We start from the raw sequence: 5566 nt of genomic DNA on the forward strand, positions 1-5566 counted from the left end.
TCTTGAGGCCGGCCTGCTCAACGGCGACATGCTGACCTGCACGGGAGAGACGCTTAGCGGCCAAGTGGCGCGCCTCGGCGCGAAATCGGCGGATGGCAAGGTGATCCGGACCGTGGAGAAGCCTTACAAGCCGACAGGCGGCCTGCGCGTGCTGGGCGGCAATCTGTCGCCGGACTTCTCGGCAATCCTGAAGCTGGGGTTCGACGACGAAATCAAGAACTGGAAGCTCGAGTTCGACTTCGGTCAGGATTCAGGCGGCGAAGACGGCGAGCCGGTGGACTTCTCGGAGCAGACGCCGGTTGGCGCATGTCCGAAGTGTCAGTCGAAGGTCTACGAGCACGGCATGAGCTATATCTGCGAGAACTCGGTCGCAAATCCGAAGACCTGCGATTTCCGCTCGGGCAAGGTGATCCTGCAGCAGGAAATGTCGCGCGAGCAGATGACGAAGTTGCTCGAGGAAGGACGCACGGACTTGCTGACGGGCTTCAAGTCGTCGCGTACGGGTCGGAACTTCAAAGCGTTCCTCGTGAAGCAGCCGGACGGCAAGATCGGCTTCGAGTTCGAAAAGAAGGAACCGAAGCCGGGTGCGAAGACCGCTGTCAAACGCGGTGCGGCGGCTGCAGCGGCGGAAGCGGAAGACGAAGGTGATGGCGACGTGGCAGTCGCGGCAAAGAAAACGACCGTGAAGGTTGCGGCGAAGAAAGCGCCCGCAAAGAAGGCTGCGGCCAAGAAGGCGCCGGCCCGGAAGACCGCGAGTTAGGTTGTCAGAAGGCCTGTGTAATGAAAAAAGCCCGCGATTAGCTCGCGGGCTTTTTGCTTTCCGGCATTGTCGAACGTATGACGCTTGCCATGTCAGAACGGCGACGGCATTGAAAGTGGCGAGCGCGCGCGCGGCTTGACCGGCTTGCTGCTGGGCTTGCTGTCATCGGCGGGGGCTGTGGGACGCGAGTCGTAACGCTCGCCGCCTTCCGCTTCAGCGTAGGCCGCGTGCGCGACCAGAGGCTCGCTGTCGGCGTCGTTGATGGCGGGAGAACCCGGCTGCAACGCGCCGTCCTTCGCCCATTGCTCGCCAAGCTGATGATTCGGCGTCTTGCTGAAATGCTCGACCAGGTGATCGATGAACGTCCGCACCTTCGCCGGCAAGTGACGACGGCTCGGATACGCCACGTTGATCTCGACCTGCGGCAGCCGGTAGTCGCCCAGAAGCCTGACCAGCTTGCCGCGCGTGGTGTCGTTGCCGATCAGGTAGCTCGGCAGGATCGCGATGCCCATGCCGAGCAGCGCGAACTGGCGCAGCATCTCGGTATTGTTCGCAACGATGACGTTCGTCGGCCGCACGCGAACTTCGCCTTCCGGACCGGTGAACACGCGTTCATCGCCGAAATACTCCGATGGCAGGCTCAGCGACGGATGTTCAGCCAGATCTTCAGGCCGCGCAGGCACGCCATGCTTTTCGAGATACGCGGGCGTTGCGCAGACAGTCAGGCAGCCGGTCGTCAGGCGCCGCGTGACGATGCTCGCGCTGCGCATCTGGCGCGCGATCACAATGCCCACGTCGAAACCTTCTTCCACGAGATCGACCTGCCGGTCGACCAGCGTTACGTCGGGCACGACCTTCGGGTAGCGCTGCGCGTACGTCTGCAGCACGGGCGCGAGGTTGTGCAGCCCGAATACGACCGGTGCGACGATTCGTAGCGATCCGACCGGCTCGTGGTTGCGTGCCACGACCATCTGCTCGACGTCTTCGAGCTCATCGAGAATCTGCCGCGCACGTTCCAGGTACACCTGCCCCGACTCGGTCAGCGACAGGCTGCGCGTCGTGCGGTTGAGCAGACGGGTGCCAAGCCGCCCTTCCAGATCCGCGATATGGCGCGTCGCCACGGCGTTGGAGATATCCATTGCGCCGGCTGCGCGAGCAAAACTGCCAAGATCCGCCACTCGGACGAATACTTTCATCGACTGCAAATGATCCATGAGACTACTCCTGCTGCTAGACGGCCTCTTTTAAATTCCTGAAGCAATTCGGAATTATCCTAGGACTCGCGTTTTCGTGCAGAAGTTGCCGGAAATTCAACTTTTTCCGACAAAAGATTTCGACTTTACCAAGCAGTAAGGTGAAAGAGGATGGATTGTTGCTAGAAATAGAACGTGAGGGCGGTCCAAACAGGTGCACGCGAATTCTGAAAAGCTGGCTCAGGCAATTTTGACGCAGTAGAGCGGGTGAATGACGGCGCGCCGACTTTACGGCGCGCCGTCATTGATTATGTTTAGTTCCGTCACTAATCCCGTCTGACGAATATTACGCCGTGAGCCGTTCTTCAATCCCACGCTTGGTTTCAGCGAGTTTTGAAGGAAGCCCCTGCGCAAGTTTTTTGAACAATTCGTCGTGTAGTTGCAACTCTTCACGCCACGCAGCGCCCTCCACGGAGATTACGCGCTCGAATTGTTCACGCGAAAAGTCGAGCTCGCCCCAGTCGATGTCTTCGTAACGCGGCGAAAGTCCGACCGCATGTTCTTCGCCGTTCGCTGTGCCCTCCAGACGCCCAACGATCCACGTCAGCACGCGCATGTTGTCGCCGAAACCCGGCCACACAAATTTGCCATCCGCGGCTTTGCGGAACCAGTTGACGCAGAAAAACTTCGGCAACTTCGCGTCGAGCTGCTCCAGCCGTTCGCCCATCTTCAGCCAGTGCCCGAAGTACTCGCTCATGTTGTAGCCGCAAAACGGCAGCATGGCGAAGGGATCGCGCCGCACCACACCTTGCTGACCGGCTGCGGCGGCCGTGGTTTCCGAGCCCATGGTCGCGGCCATGTAGACGCCCTCGTTCCAGTCGCGCGCCTCGGTGACGAGCGGCACGGTGTCTGAACGGCGGCCGCCGAAGATGAACGCATCGATAGCCACGCCCGCTGGATTCTCCCAATCGGCATCAATCGATGGACACTGCGACGCCGGCGCCGTGAAGCGCGCGTTCGGATGCGCGGCTTTCGTGCCGGATTCGGGCGTCCAGTCCTTGCCCTGCCAGTCGATCAGATGCGCGGGCGGCGTGTCGGTCATGCCTTCCCACCAGATATCGCCGTCGTCCGTGAGCGCCACGTTCGTGAAGATGACGTTTTCCTTGAGCATCGCCATGGCGTTGAAGTTGGTCTTTTCGCTCGTGCCAGGGGCTACGCCGAAATAACCGGCTTCGGGGTTGATCGCGTACAGGCGGCCGTCGCGGCCGGGTTTGATCCACGCAATGTCGTCGCCAATGGTCGATACCTTCCAGCCCGACATATCCTGCGGCGGGATCAGCATGGCAAAGTTGGTCTTGCCGCACGCCGAAGGAAAGGCCGCCGCAACGTGGTATTTACGTCCTTCCGGCGACGTCACCCCGAGGATCAACATGTGCTCGGCAAGCCAGCCTTCGTCGCGGCCCATCGTCGATGCAATTCGCAGCGCGAAGCATTTCTTCCCCAGCAGCGCGTTGCCGCCGTACCCCGAACCGAAGCTCCAGATCTCGCGGCTTTCCGGAAAATGGACGATGTATTTCGTGTCGTTGCAAGGCCACGGAACGTCCTTCTGTCCAGCCTGCAACGGCGCGCCGACCGAATGCACGCACGGCACGAACTCGCCGTCCGTGCCCAATACGCCGTACACCGCGCTGCCCATGCGCGTCATGATGCGCATGTTCGTGACCACATAGGGGCTGTCGGTCAGCTCCACGCCAATATGCGCGATCGGTGAGCCGAGCGGTCCCATCGAAAACGGGACGACGTACAGGGTGCGGCCACGCATGCAGCCATCGAACAGGCCGTTCAGCGTGCCGCGCATCTCCTTCGGGTCGATCCAGTTGTTCGTGGGACCCGCTTCTTCCGGGCGCGCCGAACAGATGTAGGTGCGGTCCTCGACACGGGCGACATCGGACGGATCGGAGCACGCCAGATAAGAGTTCGGCCGCCTGGCCGGGTTGAGTCGCTTGAGCGTGCCGGCATCGACCATTTGTTGCGATAGCCGATCGTATTCCGCCTCCGACCCGTCGCACCATTCGATCCGGTCCGGCCTGGTCAGCGCCGCGACCTGCTCCACCCAGTCGATGAGTTTCCGGTTCTTGACATAGGCCGGCGCGGCATCACCGGTCAGGTTTTGGTCCACAACTGCGGGCTGGTTCATCGAGCACACTCCGTTCTGATAGAGAAAACGGTTGCAACTCGCCGGCGCTGGTCGCGAGAGGCGCATTTCGCATCGCCGGAAACACGTGCGGCGGAACTCACGCACGGACGGCGACACAAACCAAGGCATGCGTCGGGAGTTGACTGGTCTGGCGACGACTGCCGTCTGAATCGCGGCTTGCGTCGCCACGGAACAAACTGTTAAAAAGAGATAAGAATGTCTCCATCGATTGCCGGTGTTCCGGCTTGTGCGATGCTGAAAGCGCAATGAGCGGCTGGCCAAGTGGCTAAACTGCCCGTTTCGCTTTCAAAGATGCTTTCAATATTCGTTCATCGCCTGCTGGCGGTAGTGAAAAAAGCAGTAACACCAGCAGCTTAGCAAGACACGATGCCCACATTTCGGCGAATTTGTACGTAATTACCCGAACTTAGCTCGTCGTTTCCTGTCCATTTTCGAATTTCTGCAGCACGTTTGATGCCCATCAAAAGCCAATCCATGCCAATTAAAATCGCCATCCTCGACGACTACCAAGACGCCGTTCGTAAGCTTGATTGCTTCAACCTGCTCGCAGATCATGAAGTCAAAGTATTCAATAACACGGTGCGCGGGCTCGGACAGTTGGCTAGCAGACTCTCGGAAGTCGAAGCCCTGGTTTTGATCCGGGAGCGCACCCGGATCAGTTCACAATTGCTCGATAAACTGCCGCGCCTACGCATGATCAGCCAGACCGGCAAGGTGGGGGGTCATATCGAACTTGACGCCTGTACTGAGCGCGGTATCGCCGTGCTGGAGGGCTCGGGCTCGCCCATCGCGCCGGCGGAGCTCACGTGGGCGCTGATCATGGCGGCGCAGCGGCGCATACCGCAGTACGTCGCGAACCTGAAACAAGGCGCGTGGCAGCAGTCCGGGCTGAAAACGTCCGCGTTGCCGCCGAACTTCGGTCTCGGACAAGTCCTGCGCGGCCAGACACTCGGCATATGGGGATACGGGAAGATCGGCCAGTTGCTTGCCGGTTACGGCAAGGCGTTCGGCATGAAGGTGATGATGTGGGGCCGGGAGAACTCGCAGGCGACGGCGCGCGCAGACGGCGTCGAGGTCGCGGAAAGCCGCGAGGCGCTGTTCGAGCAAAGCGACGTGCTGTCGCTGCATCTGCGTCTCAACGACGAAACCCGCGGCATCGTCACCGCCGCCGACCTGATGCGCATGAAGCCGACCGCGCTGTTCGTGAACACGAGCCGCGCCGAGTTGCTCGAGGAAAACGCGTTGCTCAACGCGCTGCATCACAATCGGCCGGGGATGGTCGCTATCGATGTCTATGAAAGCGAGCCGATCCTGCAGGGTTACAGCCTGCTGCGCATGGAGAACGTGATTTGCACGCCGCATATTGGCTATGTGGAGCGCGAGAGCTACGAGCTG

4 protein-coding genes are annotated in these 5566 nt (G+C 60.6%); 2 read left to right on the plus strand and 2 right to left on the minus strand.

Translation table 11 applies throughout. The features are described 5' to 3' along the window. Positions 1 to 760, plus strand: a 760-nt coding sequence (locus ACFFAR_RS23125) for a topoisomerase C-terminal repeat-containing protein (protein WP_375508538.1), incomplete at its 5' end; no start/stop codon positions are given. A gap of 92 nt (positions 761 to 852) precedes the next feature. On the opposite strand, the gene ACFFAR_RS23130 is transcribed toward ACFFAR_RS23125, so the two are convergent. Together ACFFAR_RS23130 and ACFFAR_RS23135 are read right to left on the minus strand one after the other, a co-directional pair. Further along, positions 853 to 1974, minus strand: coding sequence for a LysR substrate-binding domain-containing protein (locus tag ACFFAR_RS23130; protein WP_174363096.1), 1122 nt, complete (start codon positions 1972 to 1974; stop codon positions 853 to 855). A 325-nt stretch (positions 1975 to 2299) separates the two neighbouring features. Continuing rightward, positions 2300 to 4150, minus strand: a complete 1851-nt coding sequence (locus ACFFAR_RS23135; protein WP_174363095.1) for a phosphoenolpyruvate carboxykinase (GTP) — start codon at positions 4148 to 4150, stop codon at positions 2300 to 2302. Positions 4151 to 4651: 501 nt separating this feature from the next. On the opposite strand from ACFFAR_RS23135, the gene ACFFAR_RS23140 reads away from it, so the two are divergent. Next, positions 4652 to 5566, plus strand: a 915-nt coding sequence (locus ACFFAR_RS23140; RefSeq protein WP_375508539.1) for a D-2-hydroxyacid dehydrogenase family protein, incomplete at its 3' end; no start/stop codon positions are given.

Origin of the sequence: uncultured Caballeronia sp. (assembly GCF_964243625.1) — a bacterium.
Taxonomy (GTDB): Bacteria; Pseudomonadota; Gammaproteobacteria; order Burkholderiales; family Burkholderiaceae; genus Caballeronia.